The sequence below is a fragment of the Sphingobacterium pedocola genome, from assembly GCF_015209965.1.
GTDB lineage: Bacteria > Bacteroidota > Bacteroidia > Sphingobacteriales > Sphingobacteriaceae > Sphingobacterium > Sphingobacterium pedocola.
Window position 1 is genome coordinate 1,004,733 of record NZ_MU158690.1, and the last position, 26,567, is coordinate 1,031,299.

The window sequence follows — 26,567 nt, forward strand, 5'->3', positions numbered from 1 at the left end:
CTAAATTATAGATGGGTTTCATCCACAAGAAACAATGTCGAAGCAATATGATCGGCAACTAACTTCCCGGTTGAAGTAAGCCGTATGACATGATCCGCTAACTCAACTTCCTTTTTTTCAACAAATTGCCTTACTTCTTTTTCAAGATAGTTTCTGGCGTCGATGCCAAATTCGTTTTTTACCTTATTTAGATCAATGCCCCACATGGTGCGAAGGGACGTCATAATGTATTCGTTGACACGATCTTCTAACGACAATTGTTCTGTCTCGATATGCAACGGACCCTCCGCAACGCCTGCAATGTATTTCGCATTATTAGCGACATTCCAGGCACGTGAAGTACCATTAAAGGAGTGAGCGGACGGGCCAATGCCCAAATAATGTTTGCCTCTCCAATAATTGGTGTTGTGTTGGGCGTATTTACCCGGTTTTGCAAAATTAGAGATTTCGTAGTGCTCAAAACCATTAGCGATCAGGGTATCAATCAACATTAGCATCTGTTCTGCACTTTGCGCTTCATTTAGAGAGGCCGTTTTTCCTTGTTTGATAAAGTAATCTAAAGCCGTACGGCTTTCAACGGTCATCGCGTAGGAAGAAATATGTGGAATGTCAAAATCGATCAATCTTTGCATGTTGGATGCCCATTTCTCATCGGTGAGTAACGGATAGCCATAAATCAGATCGCAGGTGATATTTTCAAAGCCAGCATCCTGTACACGCATGATGGATGAAGCGGCTTCCGCAGCGTTATGGGCGCGGTTCATCCATTTTAGATCTTCTTCGTAAAAGGATTGAATACCGATGCTAAATCTATTGATGGGTGTATTACGCAATGCGCGAACCTTAGTCTTATCTAGATCATCTGGGTTTGCCTCCAGGGTAATTTCCGCATCGGAGGCAATTTCGAAATAAAGTCCTACTTGATCGATCAGTTGGCTGATCTCATCCGCTTCCAATACCGAGGGAGTACCGCCACCAAAGTAGATGGAGTGTAGTTCCTTATCTTCGAGATAGGAGGCGCGTATTTCCAGTTCTTTTTGCATAGCTTTTAAGACGTCTGCTCTATACTTTAGGGAAGTGCTGAAGTGAAAGTCGCAGTAGTGACAGGCCTGTTTACAAAATGGAATATGGAAATAGATCATAGCCGTAAAGGTAAGCTAAAATTCGAACCTTTTTCTGACCTTCTTCGTGCCAGCTTCGCCTTTTCTTCGGCTGTCCGTCGGCTGCCCTTTGGCTATTCTTCAATTCAAGTACGAAGGATATGGGATAGAACCCCAAGGCTTGATCGAATGATTGTCAAGGTATAGCCGAAGCTGTCCCGAAGTTGTATCCTACTTATCTCGAAGCTAATACGATGTATATACGAACTTGAACGGACTTAAGCGGACTTTAACGGACTTGAGCGGACTTCGAATTGCTTTGGGACTGATTTATTGGATCTACTAGCAAACCTTATCGGCCAGAATTTCGGAAGGATAGGCGAAATAACTATTTGTTACAGTGAACTAACTAAAGTTACAAGATTTTGTTTTCTTTTCGTAGAAAGATTTCTGATTTTTTTATTTAAAACTCACTTCGTTTGTTTATAAGGCATTAATTGTTAAATTCGTACGACCAGTCTGCTTGTGATTACCATTTATTTTAACTGCTAAAAGATGGAAGAATTTTTCAACAAATATATTGCCAAGAAGTTTCGTAAGAGAGGAGGTATTAGGGACGGTGTACTCTTACCCGAAAGAGCAGTTGCACAAGGTACGCTTAAACCTTCTGCAGTTCCGCAAAGCGGTGCGAAATGGGAATAAATTCGCCAATGTCTATCCCTGATTGAAGTTCCGATGTATACAGCAGTAGTGGTTCCGATCGTATTTATGTAATTTTATTGCTAATCCACGATATCGGAATATTTTTCATGTTGTCGTGTATTGATGAACTGTTGGAAAAATAAAAGCTATGTCATATCCTTTCTTGCTTCATATTCTATCCTGCGGAAGCTCTTTTTTGCTTTCTGTGCTTTTGATGCTAAATTTTACGAAGGTGAACCGAGCGGCAAATGTGATGCTTGGGATATCCGCTTTACTCGTTAGTCAGGTATTTTTGCAGCTAGCGATAGAACATAGAGCAACTTCCGGGTTACATATCGATCTAATACCCTGGCTCGAGATCGGCCGTTGGGCCATATTTCCTAGCTTTTTCCTAGCCGTTCGACGGTATATCAAGCCAAGTTATAATACGTTATATGATTTAGTCCACTATATTCCGACTGCTTTCCTGGTCGTATTGTTATTTCAGCACCTTACATTTCCTCCACTATTTGTTTGGATTATCCGATACTTTTTTTATATGCAACTGTTGGGGTACGGAATTTCGAGTCTTCGTTTATTGATTCGGCATGCAAAAACCGTGAAGGGGTTTTCTTCACAGAAGGATGCGGTGGATTTAAGGTGGATCACCAAGCTTCTTTTAATAATGGCCGGCATGGGTACACTTAAATTTTTAGCACAGCATTTTTCCTTTTCTCCCTATCTGACTGCTCCGTTATATCTGGTGCTGATTATATATTTTGCCTTTCATGCCTTGTCCCAACAGGCAATTTATCCTGTTAAAGATAAAAATGTTCAAGAATTAAGAAATGCGATAAAGGTGCACACGACAAGAGATAAGGAACGACTGACCGCTGAACAACTGGTATTGTTCACGGAAAGATTGCTTTTGCTGATACAGCACGAACATACATATCTGGATCCGCAGGTCAATCTGCCTTCCCTGGCGCAGACAATTGGATTATCGATTCATGAATTGTCTTATGTGTTGAATGCCGGACTCGGGAAAAATTTTTATCAGTTTATTAATGAATATCGAATCGAAGAGGCCAAGAGTCTGCTCAAAGAGTCGGTTCATTCCAATTACGATATACAGGAGATTAGTATCCGTGCAGGTTTTAATTCGAAGACTACTTTTTATACTACGTTTAAAAAATCTGTAGGGCTCACCCCAAAGCAATACATAGAGGAAGCTAGATCAAAAGCCTAGTTATTTATTTCAGCTTTATCCAGCCGAACCGTTTGTACATCTATCCGGCGTATAATTGTCCTTATTATTTGATGAGACTATCCTGAGTGTAATATTAGGTATGCTTATGATCGCTTTGTCGCCATGAAAAAACAAATTATTGTGACAAAACCATCATGATTTTCAGAATAGTAAAATAATAAGATAATCATGATTGCTTTGTCACCATTAAAAAACAAATTATTATGACAAAAAAAACGGTATTAGCTTTCAGTCTGCTCTTTGTAGCAGGTATGAGTAAAATGTATGTGAATGCTGGCGTACGAACGGCAAGGGCTTCTTTGATATTTGAATGCCCATCAGATAGTACAGAATTGGGGTGGCAACAAGAAAACGGACTTCAGAAGTTTGAAGGTTTTTATCGTTTTCCCAATCGCGTGGCTTATATACAGTTCGTTTTGAATAATGGGAAATTAGAAGCCCGACAACTATGGGATGGACGAGTTTATGTACTGCAATCAACAGGAGAGGCCAGTTTTCAGTCCGTTGATGAGGGATATAAGCTTGTTTTTGACCTAACGACTGTTCCGGCGCAAGTTAAAATCCTCGACCGGGTGATACTCAATAAGGTTACTTATGATCCGGAGAAAAGACAGGAGCCTTCTAAGAAAGTGCTCCAGAAATATCAAGGTAGGTATCGTCTTTCTAAAGATACGAACATGTGGATTCATATCGCAGAAAAGCAAGGTATGCTTGTGCTGCATCAAGAATGGAACAGTAAAGAGATTATGTTGGAAAGCATCACCGATTCCGAATATATCAATGAAGAATTGATAATGCCGGTATCTTTCGAAATCTTGGCTAAAGGAGGGATCCGGATGCACTGTTTTGAGAATGATATTTGGGAGAAAATAAACTAAACATATTATGAAACAGTATTTAAAATGTTATCTAGTCGCTATTACAGTGTATCTCTTTTTGCCCGTTTTGTCGCTTTGCCAAACGGTATCTGATCCCAACTTCATAGTAAGATTGACTGATCCAGTATATCCTGATAAAGAAGGCCCCCTTGTTTATTATGATACCTACCATAATAATCCTTTTTCAATAACAGGACAGTACAAGGCTTTCGCTGACATATTATCTGCCGATGGGTACAGGGTCAAAGAACTGAATCAGAAATTGAATAAGGAAGTCTTGCAGAAGGCTTCCATATTTGTAACGGTCAGCGCTTTGAGTCATTTAGAAAACTGGGACCTTCCTAATCCACCCGTTTATTCACAGGAAGAAATCGACCTCCTTTATACTTGGGTTTATGATGAGGGGGGCAGCCTCTTCTTAATTACAGATCATATGCCCGCTGCCGGAGCGGTTAGCTCTTTAGCAGCACGATTTGGCTTTAACGTAATTAACGGATTTACCCAAAGAAAAGACAACGGAGTAGAGATTTTTTCCAGAAGTAGGGGTAATTTATTGGCCTCAGTTGTTACCGACGTTGCCGACAAGCGTATAGATAGCATCCGCTGTTGGGGAAGCATTGGATTTATCGCGCCAGTAGAAGCGGAAGTGTTTTCATTATTAGGGGGGGAGTACGATATCTTTCTGCCTACTCAAGTAGGGCAGATGGATCATCCTTTGCGGAATAATATTCCGTTTATTTCGGGTCGGCATATAGCGAATGGAGCGATTTTGCAGTGTGGGAAAGGACGGGTATGCGTTTTCGCCGACGGCGCGCCGTTTACAGCCCTGCTGCAAAGTATAAAAAGTGAAAAGAGGGGAATGAATCATCCCGATGCAGCGCAGCATGTACAGTTTTTACGGAATATTATCCATTGGTTGGATAATAGATTATAAAAGAGGCTGTCTTAAAAGGTCTTATCCATTCGATTTCAACGGAATCACCATGTTCCAGGTGCGATCAAACTGGTAACTGCCTTTTCCGCTTCCTGTCGCGGCAAATAGATGAGTCGGCTTACCATTTTCAAAAAGAAGAAAGGGTCGTTCGAAGTTAGCTTGTACTGTTTCCGTACCATCATCCCACTTTATCAACCGGGAATAGGCTTTCACGGGTTCCGATAGCACCCATTGTATGCCATCTGCCGAAAAAGCGTGTATTCCACCTCCTTCTTCACCACATATATGTCCGAAGCGATCCTTCATAATGAGTTCGAAGCGAACTCCCGTCCACCAGACGAATGGATCCTCCACGTCATTGTCTGCTTTTTCTGAACTATGAAAGGAGAAGATGGGTTTATCAGACAAGCGATGGAAAGGACCATGAAAGGAGTCGGCCATAGCAGCACCTAATAGTAAAGGTGGGTCATAATTGACGGGGGATGATTTGTAAATCAAATACACCTGGCCAGTGGGAAGTACTACTGGAGAAGGATTGGACGTTATCGACGAATCCCATTGGCCTATACGCGGATTAATAACCGGCTGATTCGAACGAATCCAAGGGCCGTTCAGTGATTTGGAATACGCCATACCGATACGTTTATGCATCCATGCTTCCTTTGCTAATCCCGTCGCCCAAACATCTTCTTCAAAAGAGGGAGATGAATCAGCATACGTATTCCCAAAATAATATAAAACGTAGTATTCGCCCGATTTAACAATGCGAGGGTTATGAGTAGTACAGCCGTCAAAATACTGTTTTCCGCGGGCGGGAAGAACAACCTCTACGAAGGTATAAGGTCCCATAGGCGTTTCGGATACTGCACGTACCACCTCCGAATTTGTTACCCAGTTACCAAAACCATACTTTTTGCTCCATCGGGATGCAAACATATGATATCGCCCATCCGGATCTTTTATAACCGAAGGATCCCAAATCCAATAGTCGTCCATGGCAAATCCGGCATGTTTGGGGGCGGGCAGCAGTTTACTCATAAAAGATGCGGTATCTCCCTCTTCACCATAAGAGGGAGTCGGAGCAGTCAATGCAATAGACAGCCCTGTTAAAGTTTTTAGAAAATCCCGCCGGTTGTGAAGAGGGGTACTCATAGTTGCATCTATATCGTATTAGCAGAGTAAGATACAAAATTAATAATATAGATTGACGTTAAGCAAAATGCCAATTCAATCCAACAACATCAGTTTCTACGTAACGTTATTCATCGGCCGGATAATAGGTTATGAGCCAGTTTATTGTAGCACTGTCCCAAGATGCCTGAAAAACCTAGGAGCTTTGAAATTCACAAGGACCCTTAGATCGAGTATAGAGATTAACGTACGAAGCTGTTGTCTGATGATTCTATATCTGCCAATCGTTGGGATGGATCAATCCAGACCTTTTTGGCAGGTTTACCCGTTGTAATGACATAATCTGGATTGGTCCAAAACCAGTCTTCTAGTATTGTACGGGTTATACCTTTATAGATGTCAATGTTTTCTGCTGGTTTCTCTCCACGCATTTCTCGAAGCGGAATGTAAAATAATTCATTGGAACCGTCTTCATATTCGACCAATACGTCTAGCGGCATTGCAAAATCGGATTTGTTTTTAAGCACAATGCTATTGGGCGTCACTTCAGCAATGGCGTAGTCAATTTTACGGGTGGTATTGATAAATAGATTAAAATACCATTTGAGATTAATGCCGGATACTTCTTCTGCTATACGTTTGAAATCATTTGGTGTAGGATGCTTAAATTTCCAATGGTCGTAAAATGTCAAAAATGTCTTATTCAAGTTTTCCTGTCCGATGATGTATCCGAGTTGTTGAGCAAGGACTGCGCCTTTGTTGTACGCTTCGTTACTATAGGCATAGTTGGAGTTGTAATAGTCTGCAAGAAGACTCATAGGCTCTTCTTTGCCCGAAAGAGCCAACTTATAATAGGCACGATACGCTGCGATGACCGGGTTGCTGTCTACAGCACCTTTTTTTTCGAAAAGCTGCTGAAAGGCGAGTTCTTCTACATAGCTTGTAAATCCTTCGTCAAACCATTCATCTACCGTTTCGTTGATACCAAAAAGGTGCTGATACCAGGAATGAGCGGCTTCATGGAAGATTACACCTACTAGACTTTTTATATTTCTTCCTCCGGTTATCAAGGTGGCGGTACCGTATTCCATACCACCGTCGCCTCCCTGTATAATGGTGTAACTTGGCCACGGATAGGCTCCAAATTTATCGGAACAGAAGTCGAAAAACTCGGTAGCTAATCCGAGTGCTTGTTTCCAATTTTCAGTCGAAAGCTTATCTTTCGGTAAATATACGGTATACACATTTACTCCACCATTGCTTTTGGCCGAGTCGACTACAAATTTTGGGTCTGCCGCCCAGGCAAAATCGTGAATGTTTTCAGCTTTATAATGCCATTCTACTTTGTTATTTACGGCTTTGATTGAGGGATTCTGTCCGTAGCCTTTTACGTTATTTGGATTTTGTAGTACGCCGGATGCACCGATGATATAGTCCTTGTGAATGTTGATTTTTACGTCGAAATTTCCAAAGGGAGCGATAAATTCTCGTGCAACATACTCATCCAAATGCCATCCGAACTCGTCAAAATGAGCCATTTTCGGATACCATTGTGCCATTGACAAAGCAACTCCTTCTTTCGAGTTTCGACCACCCCGTCTAATCTGTTCGGGTACCTGTGCATTCCATTCTATTTGAAATGTGGCGGTAGTGCCGTCTACAATAGGTGAGGGGAGGGTTACTTCTAAGAGTGTACCGTCGACTTTATAGGTTGTATTAACTCCGTTAAATGTAAGTGACTTTATTTTTTGATAGCCAATTTGCTTTGGAGTAAGCGGTGCAATGCGGCTTCGATAAATGGGTTTTTCTTTTGTGCCTAGGTTTGTAGTCATCCGCGGATCTGGATCGGATATGGAGGTGAGTCTATGGTCCATCATGCTACCGGGCTGAAATGCATTGAAATAGAGGTGAAAATATACTTTTGATAGTGGCTGTCCAGAATTATTGGTGTATTTTAATGTCATCTGCCCATCATACTGATACGTTTTTTCATGTACATCAATAGACATGTTATAATCTACGCCTTGTTGCCAGTATCCTTTACGTTGCCCAAATAGGGGATTACAACAAGATACCACGACAGCTAAAAATAGGATATAATTTAATTTCATCTATTTGTCTTTTTAAAAATTACGGATGAGAACGCCGTGTAAATAATGATTTTCTCTGGGGGGAAATATTATATACCTCTCGGTTTCACAGGTCAAACTTACAAAAATTGATGTGAGTTGGGTCAATTGTAACTTAAAACTTATAATATTCGACCTTAGCGCTGCTAAGTGCTTGGTGGAGCGATTCGTTGTCGTCTTCGTTTTGAAAAAGTTTGTTTCGCCAATATCGGGCAGGTGATTTCTTGTGGAAATGAATAACATATAACGCTCCACCCGAACGGGTAAGGCTTTGAATATAGTTTATTTCGGTAAGCGGGTAAGAAATCTCTTTATGAGGAAAAGTAATCGTTATGCTTTCTTCCGTAAGTTGCCATATCGATGGGTTCTGACTTACTTTTACGCCTGCAAATAGTATGGCAGGAATCGTAAACAGAACAATGATAATCTTGACAACTTCCTGAAACGGAATGAGTGCACTTAAGCCGCCTGCTAAAAAGAGTAGGAGCAAAAAGGTTGACATAAATTTACCCCTGTGTAAAGTATGGATCGTAAAGGACTGTTGCATGGACACAAACTTAGATAAATTGCTGTAGACGCACTTACCGTATTTGGTATGGAGTTTAAGTTAGAAATTAAAGTATTTTTCCGGATTAAGCTTCTTGTTGTTTTGCAAAATTTCGTAATGGAGGTGTGATCCGGTGCTTCTTCCCGTATTGCCTAATAAACCGATAACTGCACCGACTTCAATATTTTGGCCTTTTCTCACTTTCGTTTTTGAAAGGTGTGCATAGCGGGTCTGAAAGCCATTAGGATGGTCTACTTTTACGACGTTCCCGTATGCACCTTCATATCCTGCAAAAATGACTTTTCCTCTGGCGGTCACCTTTACGGGGTCACCCGTTCTCCCTTTTAGATCAATCCCAGAGTGCATCTCTCTGCCCCTATTTGTAAACGGGTTACGACGATAGCCAAATCTTGAGGTGATTTTTCCGGGATGGGGTACTCCAATTGGAATACCGGTTAGCTTACGGTCTAATTCTTTTAAAGCATCTGCATAAAATTCGCTTAACAGCTCAATGTTTTCCTCATCTAGCTCCACCGGCCCTCCGGCATTTTGTAAGGCGATGGTTTTTAAACCTCTCTTTTTCATTTTTGCATTAATGCGTTCTAACGTGCTGTCTATTTTATTGAATGATTGTTTTACATGATAAATATCCCGCGCGCTTTCATTCTGATCTGAACTCAACTGCCGATTCATCGCTCTCACTTGATCCAGCGTGGCCTCGTATTTGTTAGTAACATCTTGTTCTTTTTTACTCGTGGCAAAATAGACAATACTGCCGCACAAAATAAAGATAAATGATAGAGTAGATATAAAAATCTTTTTCCAGTGTTTAAGAAGAACTGTCGGTACCATCAGATTTTTGTCTGATGTGCCATCTGTACTGATAATGTGTACAGAAGATTTATTTTTTAACATACTTGATTATTAATTTTTTCACGGTGTGTCGCAAATTTAATGAAATAGGTGAGTTATGCTTAATCTATTGGGAGGCAATGACCGGATTTTCTCGTTAAAATTTGTTAAAAATGTGCACATTTGCAGTATGTCTTTTTCGGAAAAATTAATCTCTTGGTACACAAAAAACGGGCGTAAACTACCATGGCGCAATACAAATGATCCCTACGTCATTTGGCTGTCCGAAATTATTCTTCAGCAAACACGTGTTGAACAGGGGTTGCCGTATTTTGATTCTTTTGTAACAAAATATCCAAATGTTCAAAGGTTTGCGGATGCTGAAGAAGGAGATATTCTGCGACTTTGGCAAGGCTTAGGTTATTATTCACGGGCACGTAACATGCACAGGGCAGCAAAACGCGTTGTCGCTGAATTTCACGGGGACTTTCCGACGCAGTACGCCGATGTTATTCGACTTCCGGGAGTAGGAGATTATACTGCTGCTGCAATTTCCTCCTTTTCTGTTAACGAAAAACAGGCTGTGTTGGATGGAAATGTTTTTCGTGTGTTGGCACGTTATTTTGGTATTGATATTCCGATAAATTCAGGAGAAGGCAAGAAAATATTTAAGAGCCTGGCGCAGGAATTAATATCGCATAAAAATCCCGGACTGTATAATCATGCCATCATGGACTTTGGAGCAACACATTGTAAACCAAAGCTACCTTTATGCGAAACCTGTGTTTTTAGATTGGAGTGTGTAGCATATAAGGAAAATAGAGTTTCTGAATTGCCGATTAAAACTAAAGGGAAAGCAAGCAAGAGCAGGTTTTTTCATTATTTTGTTCACGAAAAGGGCGAGTCTTTATTGATGTCTAAACGAGGAGAAGGAGATGTGTGGTCTAATTTATTCGAATTGCCTTTGATAGAAACTGACGTGGACGTGGATCTTGTGGAGTTGATGCAGCTTGAAGACTTTATCACGCATTTCGAAGGAGCAGATCTGTTGCCCATAAATGGGCAGGTAAAACATATTTTGAGCCATCAAAATATTTATGCTCGGTTTTATCGGTTAGAAAACTTACCTGAGGTAAAAGGAAAAAAAGAAGAATGGAATTATTTTTTGTCAGAAAATTTAGATAAATTAGCCAAACATAAGCTTATTTTTTCTTTTTTAAATAAGTATATTAGCTAAATAAACCCTAAATTATATTATGTCAAGCGTAAACAAAGTTATTTTAGTGGGACACTTGGGTAAAGATCCTGAGTTGCGTTACTTAGATGGAAATGTCAGTGTAGCGAGTTTTCCCTTAGCCACCTCCGAAACATTTAATAAAGACGGAAAAAAAGTTGAACAAACCGAATGGCATAATATTGTCATGTGGCGCGGACTCGCAGATGTCGCCGCTAAGTATCTGAACAAGGGGAGGCTTGTATATATTGAAGGCAAACTGCGTACGCGCTCTTATGAAGACAAAGAAGGAATTCGACGGTATACAACGGAGATTGTAGCAGAAAGTTTCAATATTTTAGGCCGACGAACCGATTTCGAAAATCCGGCGGGGAATCAAACCAATAATAGTATCAATTCAAATACGACAAACCAACAAGAACAGTCCGTTGATTTTAAAGAGAACGACGATGAGGAGGATGGCTTGCCGTTTTAATCTATATAATTAGCATATCCTGACATAGAATTTTAATATTTTGCTGTATCTTTGACGTCATGTTGCAAGATAGAATAAAGCAGTATACCGAAGAGATTGAGCAGATTACGCTATCATCCACTGCAGATGTAGAAAATTATAGGTTAAAATTTTTAGTTTCTAAGGGTGTTGTAAAGGGATTATTCGAAGAATTTAAAACCGTTTCTTCTGAAGAGAAACGCGTTTTAGGTAAGGTGTTGAATGAATTTAAACAATTAGCGGAAAATAAATATCAAGAAGGTCAAGAGCTGTTTGGTAAGTCCAATATCATGGCTATAAAGCGTGATGAAGGAGATTTAACGTTACCAGGCGAGGGATTTCAATTGGGATCACGGCATCCGCTTTCTTTGGTTCGCAAAGAGATTGTGGAGATCTTTAAAAAATTAGGATTTGTTGTTGCAGAGGGGCCTGAAATCGAAGACGACTGGCACAATTTCTCTGCGTTAAACTTTCCGCCAGAGCACCCGGCTAGGGATATGCAAGATACATTCTTCATCAAAAAGCAAGATGGCAACGATATCGCACTTCGTACGCATACATCGTCTGTACAGGTACGGCTTATGGAAGCTGGCACCCCCCCTTTTCGTGCGATTATGCCAGGAAGGGTATACCGTAATGAGGCTATATCTGCACGTGCGCATTGTTTCTTTCATCAAGTGGAAGGATTGTATGTTGATGAAAACGTTTCTTTTGCAGATCTAAAGCAAACGTTATTTCACTTCGTACAGGAATTGTATGGAGAGGGGACAAAGGTTCGTTTCCGTCCTTCCTATTTTCCGTTCACCGAACCGTCGGCAGAGATGGATATTTCTTGTACGATTTGTAAGGGACAAGGATGTCAGTTATGTAAGGGATCCGGCTGGGTAGAAATTTTGGGATGTGGTATGGTCGATCCGAATGTGTTGGAGAATTGTGGAATAGATAGTAAAAAGTATTCAGGTTTTGCATTTGGAATGGGTATTGAGCGCATTACAAACTTGAAATACGAAATTAAAGATTTACGTCTGTTCTCCGAAAATGATGTTCGTTTCTTATCTCAATTTGAAACTGAAATAATATAATGTGGATCGCTAGGAACTATATGCTCTTCTTGCTATTCGCTTTACTTGCTGTTGCTTGTGATAAAGGGGGATGTAATGTGATTCCTAATGTTACCTTCCACCAGACATTTTCTCAAGCGACCGCCGCTGAAGCCTTTCGTCCGAATGGGAGTGATTATATTTCTGGCGGGGTAAGCGGTCTGATCGTGCACAATATTTCTAACGCAGCCGGGGCCTATAAATTCGTTGCGTATGACAGGTGTAGCCCGGTAAATCCAGAACAACGGAATCAGGTGGTTATTACCAATGCGTTTTACGCAGAAGATCCAGTGAGTGGAGCAAAGTGGTTTCTGAAAGACGGTTCTCCCATCGATGTTGCAGAATGCCCTCTTAAGCCTTACTATGTAAGTTCGTTTGGGAATTCATATACCGTAGGAAATAATTAATACATGGAACAAGATAAAATAACCGTAGCTATTAAGAAAGCCGCCCGTGAGCTTTTTCGTAAATATGGTTATAACAAAACCAGTGTCAATGAATTAGCTAAACAATCTTGCATTTCTAAAGCTACATTCTATAAACATTTTGCCTCCAAGGAATTGATTCTTCACGCGGTATTGATGGAGTATATTCAAGAAAATGTACAGGATATTTTAAATAAAGGGGTGCGTGAAAGGGATTTACCCACTTTTTTGGCGAATACGATTCTTAGGGTAAGCCGGGTTACTTATACAGTCTGCAATGAATTTGTGGGCTGGGAATTTATCCGGGAATCTGCAAATGCGCAGGAATATTTAAAAACGCTTTCGGATGATTTGGAATTTTTATTGCTGAGTTCTTTTATCCAAAATGAAACCATAGGTTCTACTATTTCTGAAGATAAACTTACCTTTCTGATAAAAACGAGTAAAAATATTGTTTTTTCATTCGCATTTACTGCAGTAACCGATGCAGATGTAAAGAAAAATTTCATTTCTTTCCAAAAAGAAATTTTACCCTACTTGGTGGAAGCGACATTGCTTTAGGCGAATATGCAGATTTGCAAATAAGCGAATACGCAGGTACGCGAAAAAAGCGTATTTTTGCCAAATCATGGGAAGAAGAATACCACAGGAGAAAAAAATCCTAAATAACATTACTATTATTGATATCGCAGAAGAGGGAAAAGGCGTCGCTAAACAGGATGATCTCGTGCTTTTTATTGAAAAAGGAGTACCTGGTGATGTAGTAGATATTGAATTACAACGGAAGAAAAAAAACTTTGCAGAAGGTAAGGTAGTTAATATTATCCAAAAGTCTGAACATCGTGTAGACCCATTTTGTCCGCATTTTGGCGTATGTGGTGGTTGTAAGTGGCAGCATATGACCTACGATGCACAACTTCAATTCAAGCAACAGTCCGTAGATAATGCGCTTTCGCGTATCGGAAAGGTTGATACCTCTTCCATGGAAAATATCCTTCCGTCACAACAAACTGCGTACTACAGAAATAAACTAGAGTTCACGTTTTCTAATAAAAGATGGCTTACGTCTTTAGATGAGCAGGTGGCTCCGGATAATATGGATGCGCTAGGTTTCCACGTTCCAGGTCGATTTGATAAAATCTTGGATATTAACCACTGCTTTTTGCAGCAGGATCCTTCTAATGATTTGCGTAATTCAATCCGCGATTTTGCAATAACAAAAGGGATTACTTTTTACGATCTACGAACACACGAGGGAGCGTTACGTAATCTTATTATTCGTACATCTTCGACCGGTGAGGTGATGGTTATTGTTGTTTTTGCTTATCCGGAAGAAGGGCAGGTGGAGCAATTGATGTCATTTATATATAACCAGTTTCCAGATATCACATCCCTGTTATATATTATTAACCAAAAGCGCAACGATACGATCTTTGATCAGAATATTGAGGTTTATAAAGGACGTGATTTTATCTACGAGGAAATGGAGGGCTTGAAATTCAAAGTGGGTGCTAAGTCATTCTATCAAACAAATTCGCATCAAGCATATGAATTGTATAAAATCACACGTGAGTTTGCGGATCTGAAAGGTCACGAATTAGTGTACGATCTATATACAGGGGCTGGTACGATTGCAAATTTTGTCGCCCGAACGGTTAAGGAGGTCGTAGGGGTGGAATATGTGCCCTCTGCGATTGAAGATGCTAAGCTCAATTCAGAAATCAATGGAATAGGAAATACAAAATTTTATGCTGGAGACATGAAAGATGTGCTTACTGCTGATTTTATTGCCTTACATGGTAAACCCGACGTAGTGATTACTGATCCGCCCCGCGCAGGTATGCATGCAGATGTCGTACAACGGATTCTGGAAATGGAAGCAGAAAAAATAGTCTACGTGAGTTGTAATGCTGCGACACAAGCTCGGGATTTACAGTTGCTGACGGAGAAATATGATGTAACACGTATCAAACCAGTCGATATGTTTCCGCACACACAGCATGTAGAAAATGTAGTGCTATTGAAAATTAAGGAACAAAGATAAAAGCTAACAAAGGTAATATGAACTTAGAAGATCTTCTTAATAATCAACCGTCTAGCGAGGATGGTCATTCCTCTGCTAAAAGTAGTCCGTTGCAAAGCTTAAAAGTCGATTTGGATTTTTATAGTGAGTCGATAAAGGAAATTTCTGCGGAAATGATTCTTGAGGGCTACACCTTGTATCCTATATTTATAGCCCATCAGCATGAAGTAAGTATAGGAGAATTGTTGCTCGATAGATCTGATTTGGAGACAAATTGGTCTGTGAATGTGAGTTCGGTTGAGGAATTTGTAGAGAGGGGGATCATAAAAGAAGAGAAACGAGCCTATTTCGAAAAGCATTTTAAAAAGGCTGAAAATTTTATGTGCTTGTTTGTGGTCGTTCCAGAAGGAGCAAATTTTGTTTTTTATCCCTACAAATAAAAATAATGAATAGTTTAAAACTTTTTAACATTTTATAGTCTAACTATTTCTTTACTTTAGCCCCGGATGTTAAAACGAAATGTAAAAGCGGTGTATTGTCTTTTTGTGCTATTAATAGCATTGATAGAGGTGCGTGCTCAGGAAACAGAAATGCCATCGCTTTCCGGATTGGTGTTGGATAAAGGCAATGGGAGCCGAATAGCAGATGTCAATGTAGTTAATTTACGGACTAAAAAACGTGCTATAACAAGTAGTTACGGCGTATTTTATATAGAAGCATCTGTCGGGGACAGCCTATCGCTTACTAAAACGGGCTTCGGATCGATTAAAACGGTCATCTACACGATGGAAGATCTATTGTTAGAAATGCAGTCTGGCATTCACCTGGAGACAGTAGTCGTAAGTCGCCGGTCGCGCGAGCAGGAAATGAGCGATATATTACGCGATTATGAAAAGAAAGGGATATATAATGGGGGCAAAAACAGCGTTGGAACGTATGTAGGTAGCCCGGCTACGGCGTTGTATAATCTGTTTGGGCGTGAGGCCAAGAACATGAAACGATTCGGGAAATTTATGGACCGTGAGGTGGATGAACTACAAGTGGACCGAATTTTCAGTAAAGCTAAAATAGCTGAAATTACGGGGCTGAGTGGTGATGATCTTCAAAATTTTATGGATCTTTATAGGCCTTCACTTTCCATGGCGCAAAACTGGGGGCAATATGATCTTCTAGATTATGTAAATCGTTCATTAAAGTCCTGGAATGAGCAAGGGAGGCCTGCTTCTCAAAAACTACCTAAATTGGACATTCCTCCTCAATCAAAATAAAACACGATTGAACATCAATCCAACAGCCGTGAAAATAAAAGAGCATTCCTGATAGATACACTTTTAGAAAAAAGTGTTTTTTTAGTGTTTTAATGCGGATTGTGTAAATGTGCTATACTTTTGGCATTTGCTTTGTTTACTATTTAAAGTAATAAATTTAAAATAATTATTGATTATGAAAATGAATAAAAAATTAGCTGTATATGGTCTTTCTGTGGCTACATCAGCAATGTTATTGGGAAGCTGTTCAACCATTCAGAATACAAGTAGTACAACAAAAGGCGCTGTAATTGGTACAACTGCCGGGGGCGCGGTGGGTGCATTAATCGGAGGCAAAGCTGGTAATACAGCGATAGGTGCTATTGCCGGTGCGGTGATAGGGGGCGCGGCAGGAACATTGATCGGTCGGAAAATGGATAAGCAAGCAAAAGAAATCGAAAATACGGTAGCAGGTGCTGAAGTAATCAAAGCAGATGAAGGTATTATTGTGAAATTTGATGAAGGTATATTGTTTGACTTTAACAGTTCGAATTTGAAAACCGCGGCTAGATCCAATATTGCTAATTTAGTGGCCACGTTGAATAAAGAGCCAGGCACTGAAATCTTAGTTATTGGACACACAGACAACGTAGGTTCTCTATCCGCTAATCAGAAAGTCTCAGAAGCACGTGCGGCTGCAGTAAAATCATATGCAGTATCACAGGGTTTAACTGGTGCGCGTGTTAAAACACAAGGTAAAAATTATTCTGAGCCTATTTCTTCTAATGATACGGATGCAGGTCGTGCTGAAAATCGTCGCGTAGAAATCGTTATTGTAGCAGGTGATCAAATGGTGAAAGAAGCTAAAGTAGAAGCTGGTCAGTAAACGGATCTGCTCACTAAATACAAAAAAAAGGTGTTGCTCATAAGGCAACACCTTTTTGTATTATCGTAGTTGGTTGATTTTAAAGGAAGGATTAATTTAAACAAATTTCTTTTCGCCTCTATGCCGGCGAGGGGCATCCTACTTTTGACCGCAAAAGTAGGCAAAACTCATCGCTGTATCCATTTGCCACAGCGGTAAGTGCATCCTCTTACTATCGGCAAATGGCTAAGGCGATATTTTTCGAATTTGTACGGATAGTGCGTTTATTATAAATATTGCTTTATATTTCGGCTGAATTAAAAAAACGGCCTGAGCGGATTTGGACGTGCAGGCAGTAGATGGTGTGTTGCATAAGCGTACAGCTAGCACTTAACCAAGCAGATCTCAGCTTTCGCTTTAGGCCAGCGCGTTGGAGGCCTAAGAGCTGCGCTGTACATCATCGCGCCGCCGAAACCACAAATACGATACAGCCTTGATTTTTGTTAAACTTTTTATCCAAGAAAACCCTCGAAGAGGTCTCTTGAATACCTTTAAAAACAAGCAATAGATGAAAAAAGTTTAGGCCATGTCGCGGCCCCGAGCGACAAACTGTTTAAATTAATCCTTCTTTTAAAGCGCTCTTATTAGGAAAGAGAACCCCTTCGAAGAGGATAAAAATCCGTATTTTAATGATACATTACGCTGACAAAGTGTCATTATATCTAATTTTAATTTGTTAACTTTGTGAACTTTGAATTGAAATATGTTAGATTTAATACACAGTACAAAAACGCACGATGAGGGTCGTCAAGGTGAAGCCTTAGCATTGCCATCTACCGTAGGGGTTTCTAACGGGAGGAAGTTGTATATAGAGAGTTATGGATGTCAGATGAATTTTTCTGATAGTGAGATTGTTGCGTCCATTTTGTTGGATAAGGGATTCGAAACTACAAAGGATTATAAAGAAGCAGATGTTGTTTTCATTAATACATGTTCTATACGTGAGAATGCTGAACAGCGTGTGCGTAAGCGTCTAAAGGAATTTGAATCTGCAAAAGCTAAGAATCCGGGGATGATTGTTGGCGTGTTGGGGTGTATGGCAGAGCGACTGAAATCAAAATTCTTAGAAGAGGAAAAGTTGGTTGATGTTGTGGTAGGCCCTGATGCTTACAGGGATTTACCCAATCTAATCGAAAAAGTAGACGACGGAAGTAAAGCAGTAAATGTATTGTTATCCCGTGAAGAGACTTATGCAGATATAAACCCTGTTCGTCTTAATACCAACGGTATTTCAGCCTTCATATCTATCATGAGAGGATGTGATAACATGTGCTCTTTTTGTGTGGTTCCATTTACACGAGGCCGTGAAAGAAGCCGCGATACACAGTCTATCGTACGTGAAGCTCGCGAACTCTATAATGCAGGTTACAAAGAAGTAACTTTGTTGGGGCAAAACGTTGATTCTTATAAATATACTCCAGAGGTTCCGGAAGGGGAAGAGCCGCTACCTACAGTTAATTTTGCACAATTACTAGCTTTAGTAGCTGAGGTGAGTCCTGATTTGCGTGTACGTTTTTCAACTTCTCACCCCAAAGACATCACGGACGAAGTATTGTATACTATGGGACAATACGAAAATATTTGTAACTACATTCATCTTCCGGTGCAATCAGGGAATTCCCGTGTGCTGGAATTAATGAACCGGACCTACGATCGGGAATGGTATAAAGAACGGGTCGATGCAATTCGTCGTATTATTCCAACGTGTGGAATTTCTACAGATGTGATCACTGGATTCTGTACGGAAACGGAAGAGGAGCATCAGGAAACTTTATCAATGATGGAGTATGTGAAGTATGATTTCGCTTATATGTTTGCTTACTCGGAACGCCCGGGTACATTAGCCGCGAAGCGTTATGAAGATGATATTCCGGAAGAGGTAAAAAAACGCCGACTGACAGAAGTAGTAAATTTACAGCGTGAACACAGCCTGTTTAGATTACAACATTTTGTAGGCAAGGTACATAAAGTGTTGATCGAAGGTTTCTCGAAGCGCTCGGATCAAGATTACTGTGGTCGTAATGACCAAAATACGATGGTTGTATTCCCTGTTGACGAAAGATACCAAGTGGGCGACTACGTGCATGTGTTAGGTGAAAGCTGTACTTCTGCTACTTTAATTGGAAAAATTGTAGATTAACTAATCTTTAAGGAGAAGACTGTGGACAATCAAGATTTAAAAAATAGATTTGGTATCATAGGGAATTCCCCTCTGCTTAATAGGGCTATAGATGTTGCAAAACAGGTTGCGCCGACAGATATATCTGTTTTAATACAGGGAGAAAGCGGTTCTGGTAAAGAAGTGTTTTCGCATATTATTCACCAGTTGAGCGCACGTAAACATGGGCCGTTTATCGCGGTCAATTGTGGAGCTATTCCGGAAGGAACGATTGATTCAGAATTATTCGGTCACGAAAAGGGGTCGTTTACAGGAGCACACGAAGCACGCAAAGGCTATTTCGAGGTGGTTGATGGAGGGACTATTTTCTTGGACGAAGTAGGCGAACTCCCCATGAATACACAAGCCCGCTTGTTGCGTGTTTTGGAATCCGGAGAATATATCCGTGTCGGATCTTCAAAGGTTCAAAAAACAAATGTTCGGGTGGTAGCTGCAACAAATGTGGATGTTTTTGAGGCGGTGAAGAAAGGAAAGTTTCGAGAGGACCTATATTACCGTCTAAATACGGTGCCTTTGCGGACGCCATCCTTGCGCGAACGCAAAGAGGATATCTTTTTGCTGTTCCGTAAATTTGTGGTAGATTTTTCTGATAAATACCGAACGCCAGGAGTACAACTGACGCCCGATGCACAAGAGCTACTGTCAAATTATAGCTGGCCGGGTAATGTACGACAACTGAAGAATATTGCAGAGCAGATCGCCGTTTTAGAAAAAGAGCGCATCGTGAATGCAGCAATCCTGCGGAATTATTTACCTGCCGAATCAAGTACTACAAATCTTCCTATGTTTGTGAAGGGACAAAATAAAGAGGATTTTTCGGAACGGGATCTGTTGTACAAAGTCTTGTTTGATATGAAAAAAGACATGGTAGATTTAAAAAAACTAGTAGTAGAATTGCTCCAAAATGACGGCAGTTCGACTAATTTTGATCAAAATTCACCATATATCAATCAGCTCTATCAGGAAGTTGTGCCTACTAATACATCAAAATTATATAAGGAGGAAAACAAGCACCCATCTCAGCTCACCATTCATAACCCTGCGAATGCGAATAACTCTTACATGGCGATAGATACACAAGATGCAGAAGAAGTAGAAGAATCCCTTTCGTTGGTCGATAAAGAGTCGGATTTGATCAGGAAAGCATTGAAGAAACATAAAGGCAAGCGGAAATCTGCGGCGCAGGAACTCGGGATTTCGGAAAGAACATTATATAGAAAGATTAAAGATTTAAATTTAGAATAGTAATTTAGTTGTATGTCAAAAGCTACTATTAGGGTTGTATTTCAACATTTGTTTGCCGCGTTGCTTATTTTTTGTATACAAGGGTGTGGGGTCAAATATGGTTTTACCGGAGGTTCAATCCCTCAGGGAATGAAGACCTATACGGTATTGTATTTTGAAAATATAGCACCGATGGTGTATGCAACATTGGGTCAAAATTTCACAGAAGGTTTGAAAGAACGTATACGTACGCAATCTTCTTTAAGTCAGGTAAATGACGATGGAGATGCGATTTTTGAGGGTTTCATTACAAATTACACCATTACGCCGGCTGCAGTAGAAGCAGGCGGATTGGACAGGGCTGCTTTAAACCGTCTATCTATTACGGTAAAAGTAAAATACACAAATAAGCTTGACGCAACTGGCGAGAGTGACTTCGAGGAATCTTTTACGCAATTTAAAGAGTTTTCTGGAGCAGATGTTACTCCGCAGGAGGCGGCATTAAATGAAGATATCATTAAAATGTTGACGGAGGATATCTACAATAGAGCATTTGCTAATTGGTAGAAAGATATTTTATACATGGAAAATCTTAATACAGTATATCATCCGCTTTACGTCCGGGCACTCAAAGATCCAATACAGGTCGAAGAGTCAATCTTGGAGGAACTAATTGCTAAATATCCATATTCGCAACCTCTTCGTTTTGCATTAGCGAAAAGGAAACATTTGTTGTCGGATTCTTTCGAGGTTCAGCATAAAGCAGTTTTATTTGCGCCTAATGTAAATTGGTTATGGGACTTTGTGAATCGCCCTATGTATCAAGAAGAGGACTTGCTAATAGAGACTGAAGAGGAGTATATTCCGTTTATTGACGTTGAAGAAACGCAAGACACGGATAGCGAGGAAGTGCAAGAGGATCCTCCAGAATTAGTCGAAGATAAGGAAAATGAAAAAGAGGTCGCAGATGATCGCGTATTAAACAAACTTATCCAAGGAGGTGCTTCTTCGGCTGACTTTTTTGTATTCGAAAGCAAAAGCGAAGTAGAACAGGGTTTGGTTGTAGAACCGGATGGTGCGGCTAAAGAAGAAGAAAATATCAGTTTATATAATGATGAGCTGATGCCATATAGTTTTAGGTGGTGGTTGCACAAAACTAGATTGGAGTACGCGGAGACTTACCAACCCTTCGTAAGTCCGGTATTTCAGGAACCCTATAAAAAGCCATTTAATCCTCAAAAAATTGAAGAAGCCATATTAGACCAGCAGATCAAAGAGAATATATTTCATTTACAGGATCCCGAAGTCAAGCTTAGTGAGGCAACAAAAATGAAGACGGTTCCGTATAACCCCGCTCCAAAAGAAATAGACAAAGTAATTGAGAAATTTATTCGAGAGGATCCGATTATACATCCGCCGTCTCCCGAGCAATTGAATACGGAGAACAAAGCCAGACAGAGTGCTGAAGACAACTATACGCTGGTTACAGAGACGCTGGCGAATATTTATGCAGATCAAAACTTATACTTAAAAGCGATTGAAGTATTCAGGAAATTAATTTTGAAATATCCAGAAAAAAAATCGTACTTTGCGAGCCGAATTAAAGAACTAGAAAAGAATATATAATTAATAGAAATAAGAAAATGACGACTTTATTCATTATCCTGATTGTTTTAGTAAGTATTTTATTAACATTTTTTGTGTTAATACAGAATCCAAAAGGAGGAGGTTTATCATCAGGATTTTCGGGAGGATCTAATTTGATGGGTGTACAACGGACAGGGGATTTTCTAGAGAAAGGAACTTGGACTTTAGTTATTGCTTTAATGGTTTTTTGTTTAGCAATTAATATTGTTGGTCCTTCAACAGGTGCAAGTAAAGGTGGTTTGAGTGATCAGATTGAGGCTCCAGTACAAAGCAGTCCTTCATTGAATTTAAATAACACGGCGCCTGCTACAGGCACGACTCCTGCAGCGACTCCAGATTCAGCAAACTAACTAAAAAAAGTATTTAGAAAGCCTCGCAATATAGCTTGCGAGGCTTTTTTTGTGAACGTGTCTGTATACAAGGGCTATCAAGGGCCTTCACAATCTTTATTATTCCAGTATTTCTGTCAGGATGACACATTGATTACGTGCATTGCTGTCATAAAATTTCAGACTTTGTGAAAAATTGTCAACAAAGTAGCTTTTTCATTGAGTTGGCATAATTGGTGATGTCTAAAAGTACAATCAAGTAAAAATAATAATAAAATATAATTATGGCATTAAGTATTAAACCTATCGGAGACAGAGTAGTAGTTGAAGCTGCTCCTGCAGAAGAAAAAACAGCATCAGGACTATACATTCCTGACACAGCGAAAGAAAAACCATCTCAAGGTATTGTCGTGGCAATAGGTTCTGGTAAACCCGAAGAACCTCTTACGGTTAATGTAGGTGACAAAGTGTTATACGGTAAATATGCTGGTACAGAAATCACTTACGAAGGAAAGGAATATTTAATTATGCGTGAATCTGATATTTACGCGGTATTATAGGTAAGTAGTAAACACTAACGATGATCAAGTTTCATACTGATATCTTGATGTTGATAAGTGGTTAATAACAAATTAAAAGCAAAAAAAGATAAAAAGTTTTTGGTACTCACATCTTAATACTCAATACTAAAGAAAATGGCAAAACAAGTAAAATATAATGTAGAAGCGCGTGAATCCCTTAAAAAAGGTGTTGATACGTTGGCAAATGCAGTAAAAGTGACATTAGGCCCAAAAGGTCGTAACGTAATTATCGAGAAGAAATTTGGTTCTCCGTCGATTACTAAGGATGGTGTTACCGTTGCGAAGGAAATCGAATTGAAAGATGCTATCGAGAACATGGGGGCACAAATGGTGAAAGAAGTCGCATCAAAAACTGCTGATCAGGCGGGTGATGGTACGACGACCGCTACCGTACTGGCACAAGCTATCGTTGCTCCAGGTATTAAGTCTGTAGCAGCGGGTGCTAATCCAATGGACTTAAAACGCGGGATTGACAAAGCAGTAGCAGCAGTAGTGGCTAACTTGAAAGCTCAATCTCAAGTAGTAGGTCAAGACAATAACAAAATCAAACAAGTAGCTTCTATTTCTGCAAACAACGACGATGTGATCGGAACATTAATTGCAGAAGCCATGCAAAAAGTGGGTAACGACGGCGTGATTACGGTAGAAGAAGCAAAAGGTACTGAAACGGAAGTAAAAACGGTGGAAGGTATGCAATTTGACCGTGGTTATTTATCGCCTTATTTCGTTACCAACTCAGACAAAATGGAAGCGGAACTAGAAAATCCTTACATTTTAATCTATGACAAGAAAATCAGCAACATGAAAGAGTTGTTGCCTATCTTGGAAAAACAAGTTCAAACAGGTAAGCCATTATTGATCATCGCTGAAGATTTAGACGGAGAGGCTTTGGCTACATTAGTTGTTAATAAAATACGTGGGTCGCTGAAAGTAGCCGCTGTTAAAGCACCTGGTTTCGGAGATCGTCGTAAAGCGATGTTAGAAGATATTGCTATCCTTACTGGAGGTACTGTTATTTCTGAAGAAAGAGGATATAAACTGGAAAATGCAGAACTAGAATACTTAGGTCAAGCTGAGAAAGTTGTTATTGATAAAGACAATACTACGGTTATTAACGGCTCTGGTAATGCAGACGATATCAAAGCACGTGTTGCTCAAATCCGCACACAGATTGATACCACTACTTCTGATTACGATCGTGAAAAACTGCAAGAGCGTTTAGCCAAACTTTCAGGTGGTGTAGCTGTGTTGTATGTTGGTGCTACCACAGAAGTAGAAATGAAAGAAAAGAAAGATCGTGTTGATGATGCTTTACATGCTACTCGTGCTGCAGTTGAAGAGGGTATCGTAGCCGGTGGAGGTGTAGCCTTTATCCGTGCCACTGATTCATTGAAGGATCTTAAGGGCGCTAATGAGGATGAGAATATCGGTATAGATATTATCAGACGTGCCATCGAGGAGCCTTTACGTCAGATTTGTTTCAATGCAGGTATTGAAGGTGCTGTTATCGTTCAAAAAGTAAAAGAAGGAACCGGTGATTACGGATATAATGCACGCACTGATGTATTTGAAAATTTGATTGGTGCAGGTGTTATCGATCCTACAAAGGTCTCACGTGTTGCGCTAGAAAATGCTGCTTCAGTGGCTTCTATGTTATTGACCACAGAATGTGTGTTAGCAGACGAACCAGATGAAAATCCAGGTGCCGGTGCTCCTCCAATGGGTGGTGGCATGGGCGGAATGATGTAGTAGAATACACTCCAAGTCATATATATAAATCCCCTTTCCGTTATTCGAAAGGGGATTTTTTTTTATAATAAATTTCTGATAATTGTAAAGGCGATTATTAACGTCAATAAAATCCGTATGGCACGGTGGCCGTATAGAAATTTACGTAATTTGAGTTCATTTAGTGTGGGTTTGGGCACCATCTGCAAGTAAAAACCTACAGCGATGTAAGGTGTTAGAAAAAACAATAGTTGATTTTGTGCAAAAGCCTGTTTAAATTCTCCATTTAGGAGGTGATGGAGCGCACGCTGGCCCCCACATCCGGGGCAGTCCAACCCCGTCATGTGCTTAACAGGACATTTGGGAAATAGCACATGCTCAACGGGATTAACGTATTTATAGAGCAAAAGTAATCCAAATAAGCCTAAAAAGACCAATACAAAAAAGTATAATCTTTTAGAAACCATCGGATAACCCTGCAAATATCGCTAATCCAAATATGCCGAAATAAGCTATCCAAATCAAGATACATGCCCCTATATTAATCAACATCCATTTTTTTGCATTGGCAGAGTCTGTTTCGGCACCGAGAATATCACCGGCATAGAATTTTTTCTCTACACGCGACGCGTAAATAATAGCGGGAATTCCCAAGGGCCAGCAGCAGAATATCGTCGTTAAAATTGTTTCAATTAGATAGGTCTTCGGAGGCCGCTGATAATTGGGTGTTGATGATGAAGAAAAAGGAGGATGAGATGTCTCCGAATGAATGTTTTCAGGTTGCGGGATAGTAGGAGGAAATGAAGTGGCGCTTTTTAGAATACTTCCTAATTCGGGTATCTCTTGGGCTTTTTTCCAGGTTATAAGTTCCTCTGTCCAGATTAAAGTGTCTGGACCTATGTTTTTCAAAGACAATTCTTCCAGTGTATAAGGACCGTAAGAATTGGTTCCATCCGAATAGTGGTATTTTTTCATTCTATCTTTTTTTGTATATTACTAATATATAAAAATATTGTCGTAAGAATAATGAACTATAACCCATATTTTATCGTAACTATTCTCGCTGTTCTCGCTCTTTTTCTTATTTATTATGTCATAGGACATGTAGGGAATAGCAAACGTATCGATACGAAATTGTCTCGAGCATATATTGACCAGGTGTTAGCGGAAAAAGTACAGTTTTATAAGCACTTGTCGCCGGAGGAAAAGTCTACCTTTCTTGTTCGTGTGATTTATTTTTTGGACACAACAAAAATATCTCCCGAAAAAGGAGCTGTAATTACCGATGCTGATCGCGTACTGGTTGCTGCTAGCGGTACGATCCCACTTTTTCATTTCGAGAAGTGGGCTTACGAAAATCTGGACGAAGTTTTAGTTTATCCTGATGCCTTTACAGAAGACTATGACGTAAACGATGAACATAGAAACATTGGCGGAATGGTGGGTACAGGTGCACTAAATCATAAAATGATTTTATCTTTAAATGCGCTGCGTGCGGGATTTCAGAAATACCCAAGCGGCAATACAGGTATTCATGAATTTGTGCATTTAATTGATAAAGCAGACGGTTTAATAGATGGTATACCTGAATATCTTATTCCTAAAGATCTAATTGATCCATGGTTTAAGGAAATGGAAAAGACCATCAAACAAATTCGAGAAGGACGATCTGATATTCGTGATTATGCCGCAACCAACGAAGCTGAATTTTTGGCGGTTGTATCAGAGTATTTTTTTAAGAAGCCACGGTTATTAAAAGAAGATCATCCGCGACTTTATGATATGCTCGATAATATATATGGTGGTGAAAAATAAAAGACGCAAAGTGATAAGAGTAGACGATATTCCAATATAGAACGGTTTTATCAAAAAATGGGAACCATCCGCTGTATACACCTTAATACAGGCGC

At 40.0% G+C, this 26,567-nt stretch carries 28 protein-coding genes; 21 read left to right on the forward strand and 7 right to left on the reverse strand.

Annotated features, from left to right (window positions below; translation table 11 throughout):
* Positions 1 to 5: 5 nt before the first annotated feature.
* Positions 6 to 1,142 carry a radical SAM family heme chaperone HemW gene (gene hemW, locus C4F40_RS14215; protein WP_196940043.1) on the reverse strand — a complete coding sequence of 379 codons (1,137 nt, stop codon included), beginning with the start codon at positions 1,140 to 1,142 and terminating at the stop codon, positions 6 to 8.
* Positions 1,143 to 1,655: 513 nt separating this feature from the next.
* On the opposite strand from hemW, the gene C4F40_RS14220 reads away from it, so the two are divergent.
* The 4 genes from C4F40_RS14220 to C4F40_RS14235 all read left to right on the forward strand — a co-directional run bounded on the left by C4F40_RS14220 (position 1,656) and on the right by C4F40_RS14235 (position 4,863).
* Entirely contained in the window at positions 1,656 to 1,802 is a 147-nt protein-coding gene (locus C4F40_RS14220; RefSeq protein ID WP_196940044.1) for a hypothetical protein, read from the forward strand.
* Positions 1,803 to 1,950: 148 nt separating this feature from the next.
* A complete protein-coding gene (locus tag C4F40_RS14225) occupies positions 1,951 to 3,030 on the forward strand; it encodes a helix-turn-helix domain-containing protein (RefSeq protein ID WP_196940045.1) in 1,080 nt (359 codons plus the stop codon).
* A 224-nt stretch (positions 3,031 to 3,254) separates the two neighbouring features.
* The gene (locus C4F40_RS14230) at positions 3,255 to 3,929 is read left to right on the forward strand and encodes a hypothetical protein (RefSeq protein ID WP_196940046.1); all 675 of its coding nucleotides are present in this window, start codon (positions 3,255 to 3,257) and stop codon (positions 3,927 to 3,929) included.
* Positions 3,930 to 3,936: 7 nt separating this feature from the next.
* Complete coding sequence (locus C4F40_RS14235) at positions 3,937 to 4,863, forward strand: hypothetical protein (protein WP_196940047.1); 927 nt, start codon at positions 3,937 to 3,939, stop codon at positions 4,861 to 4,863.
* A 21-nt stretch (positions 4,864 to 4,884) separates the two neighbouring features.
* Here the strand turns inward: C4F40_RS14235 and C4F40_RS14240 are convergent, their stop codons facing one another.
* From C4F40_RS14240 to C4F40_RS14255, 4 genes are all read right to left on the reverse strand, one after another.
* Positions 4,885 to 6,015 (reverse strand): glycoside hydrolase family protein, encoded by a 1,131-nt coding sequence (locus C4F40_RS14240; RefSeq protein WP_196940048.1) that lies wholly within the window; start codon positions 6,013 to 6,015, stop codon positions 4,885 to 4,887.
* A gap of 221 nt (positions 6,016 to 6,236) precedes the next feature.
* The gene (locus C4F40_RS14245) at positions 6,237 to 8,105 is read right to left on the reverse strand and encodes a M1 family metallopeptidase (RefSeq protein ID WP_196940049.1); all 1,869 of its coding nucleotides are present in this window, start codon (positions 8,103 to 8,105) and stop codon (positions 6,237 to 6,239) included.
* Between the two features lie 133 nt (positions 8,106 to 8,238).
* Positions 8,239 to 8,625, reverse strand: coding sequence for a hypothetical protein (locus tag C4F40_RS14250; RefSeq protein ID WP_196940050.1), 387 nt, complete (start codon positions 8,623 to 8,625; stop codon positions 8,239 to 8,241).
* A 105-nt stretch (positions 8,626 to 8,730) separates the two neighbouring features.
* Positions 8,731 to 9,585 carry a M23 family metallopeptidase gene (locus C4F40_RS14255; protein ID WP_196940051.1) on the reverse strand — a complete coding sequence of 285 codons (855 nt, stop codon included), beginning with the start codon at positions 9,583 to 9,585 and terminating at the stop codon, positions 8,731 to 8,733.
* Positions 9,586 to 9,640: 55 nt separating this feature from the next.
* Between C4F40_RS14255 and mutY the strand changes: the two genes are divergently transcribed.
* The 16 genes from mutY to groL all read left to right on the forward strand — a co-directional run bounded on the left by mutY (position 9,641) and on the right by groL (position 24,678).
* A complete protein-coding gene (gene mutY, locus C4F40_RS14260; protein WP_313785592.1) occupies positions 9,641 to 10,759 on the forward strand; it encodes an A/G-specific adenine glycosylase in 1,119 nt (372 codons plus the stop codon).
* Positions 10,760 to 10,778: 19 nt separating this feature from the next.
* Entirely contained in the window at positions 10,779 to 11,231 is a 453-nt protein-coding gene (locus C4F40_RS14265; RefSeq protein ID WP_196940052.1) for a single-stranded DNA-binding protein, read from the forward strand.
* Positions 11,232 to 11,290: 59 nt separating this feature from the next.
* On the forward strand, positions 11,291 to 12,331 hold the full coding sequence (gene pheS, locus C4F40_RS14270) for a phenylalanine--tRNA ligase subunit alpha (protein WP_196940053.1): 1,041 nt from the start codon (positions 11,291 to 11,293) through the stop codon (positions 12,329 to 12,331).
* Positions 12,331 to 12,756 carry a hypothetical protein gene (locus C4F40_RS14275; protein ID WP_196940054.1) on the forward strand — a complete coding sequence of 142 codons (426 nt, stop codon included), beginning with the start codon at positions 12,331 to 12,333 and terminating at the stop codon, positions 12,754 to 12,756. Before pheS ends, C4F40_RS14275 begins: the two co-directional genes overlap by 1 nt.
* 3 nt (positions 12,757 to 12,759) lie before the next feature.
* Positions 12,760 to 13,335: a TetR/AcrR family transcriptional regulator gene (locus tag C4F40_RS14280; protein WP_196940055.1), complete on the forward strand. Its 576-nt coding sequence runs from the start codon at positions 12,760 to 12,762 to the stop codon at positions 13,333 to 13,335.
* Between the two features lie 67 nt (positions 13,336 to 13,402).
* A complete protein-coding gene (gene rlmD / locus C4F40_RS14285) occupies positions 13,403 to 14,818 on the forward strand; it encodes a 23S rRNA (uracil(1939)-C(5))-methyltransferase RlmD (RefSeq protein WP_196940056.1) in 1,416 nt (471 codons plus the stop codon).
* 17 nt (positions 14,819 to 14,835) lie between these two features.
* Positions 14,836 to 15,237 carry a hypothetical protein gene (locus tag C4F40_RS14290; RefSeq protein ID WP_196940057.1) on the forward strand — a complete coding sequence of 134 codons (402 nt, stop codon included), beginning with the start codon at positions 14,836 to 14,838 and terminating at the stop codon, positions 15,235 to 15,237.
* Between the two features lie 66 nt (positions 15,238 to 15,303).
* The gene (locus tag C4F40_RS14295; protein WP_196940058.1) at positions 15,304 to 16,065 is read left to right on the forward strand and encodes a hypothetical protein; all 762 of its coding nucleotides are present in this window, start codon (positions 15,304 to 15,306) and stop codon (positions 16,063 to 16,065) included.
* 175 nt (positions 16,066 to 16,240) lie between these two features.
* Entirely contained in the window at positions 16,241 to 16,930 is a 690-nt protein-coding gene (locus C4F40_RS14300; RefSeq protein WP_313785596.1) for a YiaD family glycine zipper/OmpA-like lipoprotein, read from the forward strand.
* A 742-nt stretch (positions 16,931 to 17,672) separates the two neighbouring features.
* Positions 17,673 to 19,109 carry a tRNA (N6-isopentenyl adenosine(37)-C2)-methylthiotransferase MiaB gene (miaB, locus tag C4F40_RS14305; RefSeq protein WP_196940060.1) on the forward strand — a complete coding sequence of 479 codons (1,437 nt, stop codon included), beginning with the start codon at positions 17,673 to 17,675 and terminating at the stop codon, positions 19,107 to 19,109.
* Positions 19,110 to 19,130: 21 nt separating this feature from the next.
* Complete coding sequence (locus tag C4F40_RS14310; protein ID WP_196940061.1) at positions 19,131 to 20,393, forward strand: sigma-54 interaction domain-containing protein; 1,263 nt, start codon at positions 19,131 to 19,133, stop codon at positions 20,391 to 20,393.
* A gap of 12 nt (positions 20,394 to 20,405) precedes the next feature.
* Positions 20,406 to 20,939: an LptE family protein gene (locus C4F40_RS14315; protein WP_196940062.1), complete on the forward strand. Its 534-nt coding sequence runs from the start codon at positions 20,406 to 20,408 to the stop codon at positions 20,937 to 20,939.
* 15 nt (positions 20,940 to 20,954) lie between these two features.
* Positions 20,955 to 21,998 (forward strand): hypothetical protein, encoded by a 1,044-nt coding sequence (locus C4F40_RS14320; RefSeq protein WP_196940063.1) that lies wholly within the window; start codon positions 20,955 to 20,957, stop codon positions 21,996 to 21,998.
* Between the two features lie 17 nt (positions 21,999 to 22,015).
* Positions 22,016 to 22,369, forward strand: a complete 354-nt coding sequence (gene secG, locus C4F40_RS14325) for a preprotein translocase subunit SecG (protein WP_196940064.1) — start codon at positions 22,016 to 22,018, stop codon at positions 22,367 to 22,369.
* 263 nt (positions 22,370 to 22,632) lie between these two features.
* Positions 22,633 to 22,908, forward strand: a complete 276-nt coding sequence (locus C4F40_RS14330) for a co-chaperone GroES (RefSeq protein WP_196940065.1) — start codon at positions 22,633 to 22,635, stop codon at positions 22,906 to 22,908.
* 135 nt (positions 22,909 to 23,043) lie between these two features.
* Positions 23,044 to 24,678, forward strand: a complete 1,635-nt coding sequence (gene groL, locus C4F40_RS14335; protein ID WP_196940066.1) for a chaperonin GroEL — start codon at positions 23,044 to 23,046, stop codon at positions 24,676 to 24,678.
* A 62-nt stretch (positions 24,679 to 24,740) separates the two neighbouring features.
* Here the strand turns inward: groL and C4F40_RS21800 are convergent, their stop codons facing one another.
* Together C4F40_RS21800 and C4F40_RS14345 are read right to left on the reverse strand one after the other, a co-directional pair.
* Positions 24,741 to 25,124, reverse strand: coding sequence for a DUF2752 domain-containing protein (locus tag C4F40_RS21800; RefSeq protein WP_196940067.1), 384 nt, complete (start codon positions 25,122 to 25,124; stop codon positions 24,741 to 24,743).
* Entirely contained in the window at positions 25,114 to 25,632 is a 519-nt protein-coding gene (locus C4F40_RS14345; RefSeq protein ID WP_196940068.1) for a CD225/dispanin family protein, read from the reverse strand. Before C4F40_RS14345 ends, C4F40_RS21800 begins: the two co-directional genes overlap by 11 nt.
* A 51-nt stretch (positions 25,633 to 25,683) precedes the next feature.
* On the opposite strand from C4F40_RS14345, the gene C4F40_RS14350 reads away from it, so the two are divergent.
* Complete coding sequence (locus tag C4F40_RS14350; RefSeq protein ID WP_196940069.1) at positions 25,684 to 26,472, forward strand: M90 family metallopeptidase; 789 nt, start codon at positions 25,684 to 25,686, stop codon at positions 26,470 to 26,472.
* Positions 26,473 to 26,567 lie beyond the last annotated feature (95 nt).

Excerpts from the sequence above, each read along its gene's own strand:
- hemW (WP_196940043.1), bottom strand. The coding sequence starts at position 1,142 with ATGATCTATTTCCATATTCCATTTTGTAAACAGGCCTGTCACTACTGC.
- C4F40_RS14255 (WP_196940051.1), bottom strand. The coding sequence starts at position 9,585 with ATGTTAAAAAATAAATCTTCTGTACACATTATCAGTACAGATGGCACA.
- C4F40_RS14230 (WP_196940046.1), top strand. The coding sequence starts at position 3,255 with ATGACAAAAAAAACGGTATTAGCTTTCAGTCTGCTCTTTGTAGCAGGT.
- C4F40_RS14295 (WP_196940058.1), top strand. The coding sequence starts at position 15,304 with ATGTTAAAACGAAATGTAAAAGCGGTGTATTGTCTTTTTGTGCTATTA.
- C4F40_RS14280 (WP_196940055.1), top strand. The coding sequence starts at position 12,760 with ATGGAACAAGATAAAATAACCGTAGCTATTAAGAAAGCCGCCCGTGAG.
- C4F40_RS14315 (WP_196940062.1), top strand. The coding sequence starts at position 20,406 with ATGTCAAAAGCTACTATTAGGGTTGTATTTCAACATTTGTTTGCCGCG.
- mutY (WP_313785592.1), top strand. The coding sequence starts at position 9,641 with ATGCTTAATCTATTGGGAGGCAATGACCGGATTTTCTCGTTAAAATTT.
- C4F40_RS14350 (WP_196940069.1), top strand. The coding sequence starts at position 25,684 with ATGAACTATAACCCATATTTTATCGTAACTATTCTCGCTGTTCTCGCT.
- C4F40_RS14250 (WP_196940050.1), bottom strand. The coding sequence starts at position 8,625 with ATGTCAACCTTTTTGCTCCTACTCTTTTTAGCAGGCGGCTTAAGTGCA.
- C4F40_RS14240 (WP_196940048.1), bottom strand. The coding sequence starts at position 6,015 with ATGAGTACCCCTCTTCACAACCGGCGGGATTTTCTAAAAACTTTAACA.
- C4F40_RS14225 (WP_196940045.1), top strand. The coding sequence starts at position 1,951 with ATGTCATATCCTTTCTTGCTTCATATTCTATCCTGCGGAAGCTCTTTT.
- C4F40_RS14220 (WP_196940044.1), top strand. The coding sequence starts at position 1,656 with ATGGAAGAATTTTTCAACAAATATATTGCCAAGAAGTTTCGTAAGAGA.
- C4F40_RS21800 (WP_196940067.1), bottom strand. The coding sequence starts at position 25,124 with ATGGTTTCTAAAAGATTATACTTTTTTGTATTGGTCTTTTTAGGCTTA.
- pheS (WP_196940053.1), top strand. The coding sequence starts at position 11,291 with ATGTTGCAAGATAGAATAAAGCAGTATACCGAAGAGATTGAGCAGATT.
- C4F40_RS14245 (WP_196940049.1), bottom strand. The coding sequence starts at position 8,105 with ATGAAATTAAATTATATCCTATTTTTAGCTGTCGTGGTATCTTGTTGT.
- C4F40_RS14320 (WP_196940063.1), top strand. The coding sequence starts at position 20,955 with ATGGAAAATCTTAATACAGTATATCATCCGCTTTACGTCCGGGCACTC.
- C4F40_RS14330 (WP_196940065.1), top strand. The coding sequence starts at position 22,633 with ATGGCATTAAGTATTAAACCTATCGGAGACAGAGTAGTAGTTGAAGCT.
- C4F40_RS14345 (WP_196940068.1), bottom strand. The coding sequence starts at position 25,632 with ATGAAAAAATACCACTATTCGGATGGAACCAATTCTTACGGTCCTTAT.
- C4F40_RS14275 (WP_196940054.1), top strand. The coding sequence starts at position 12,331 with ATGTGGATCGCTAGGAACTATATGCTCTTCTTGCTATTCGCTTTACTT.
- rlmD (WP_196940056.1), top strand. The coding sequence starts at position 13,403 with ATGGGAAGAAGAATACCACAGGAGAAAAAAATCCTAAATAACATTACT.
- miaB (WP_196940060.1), top strand. The coding sequence starts at position 17,673 with ATGTTAGATTTAATACACAGTACAAAAACGCACGATGAGGGTCGTCAA.
- C4F40_RS14300 (WP_313785596.1), top strand. The coding sequence starts at position 16,241 with ATGAAAATGAATAAAAAATTAGCTGTATATGGTCTTTCTGTGGCTACA.
- C4F40_RS14290 (WP_196940057.1), top strand. The coding sequence starts at position 14,836 with ATGAACTTAGAAGATCTTCTTAATAATCAACCGTCTAGCGAGGATGGT.
- C4F40_RS14235 (WP_196940047.1), top strand. The coding sequence starts at position 3,937 with ATGAAACAGTATTTAAAATGTTATCTAGTCGCTATTACAGTGTATCTC.
- secG (WP_196940064.1), top strand. The coding sequence starts at position 22,016 with ATGACGACTTTATTCATTATCCTGATTGTTTTAGTAAGTATTTTATTA.
- groL (WP_196940066.1), top strand. The coding sequence starts at position 23,044 with ATGGCAAAACAAGTAAAATATAATGTAGAAGCGCGTGAATCCCTTAAA.
- C4F40_RS14265 (WP_196940052.1), top strand. The coding sequence starts at position 10,779 with ATGTCAAGCGTAAACAAAGTTATTTTAGTGGGACACTTGGGTAAAGAT.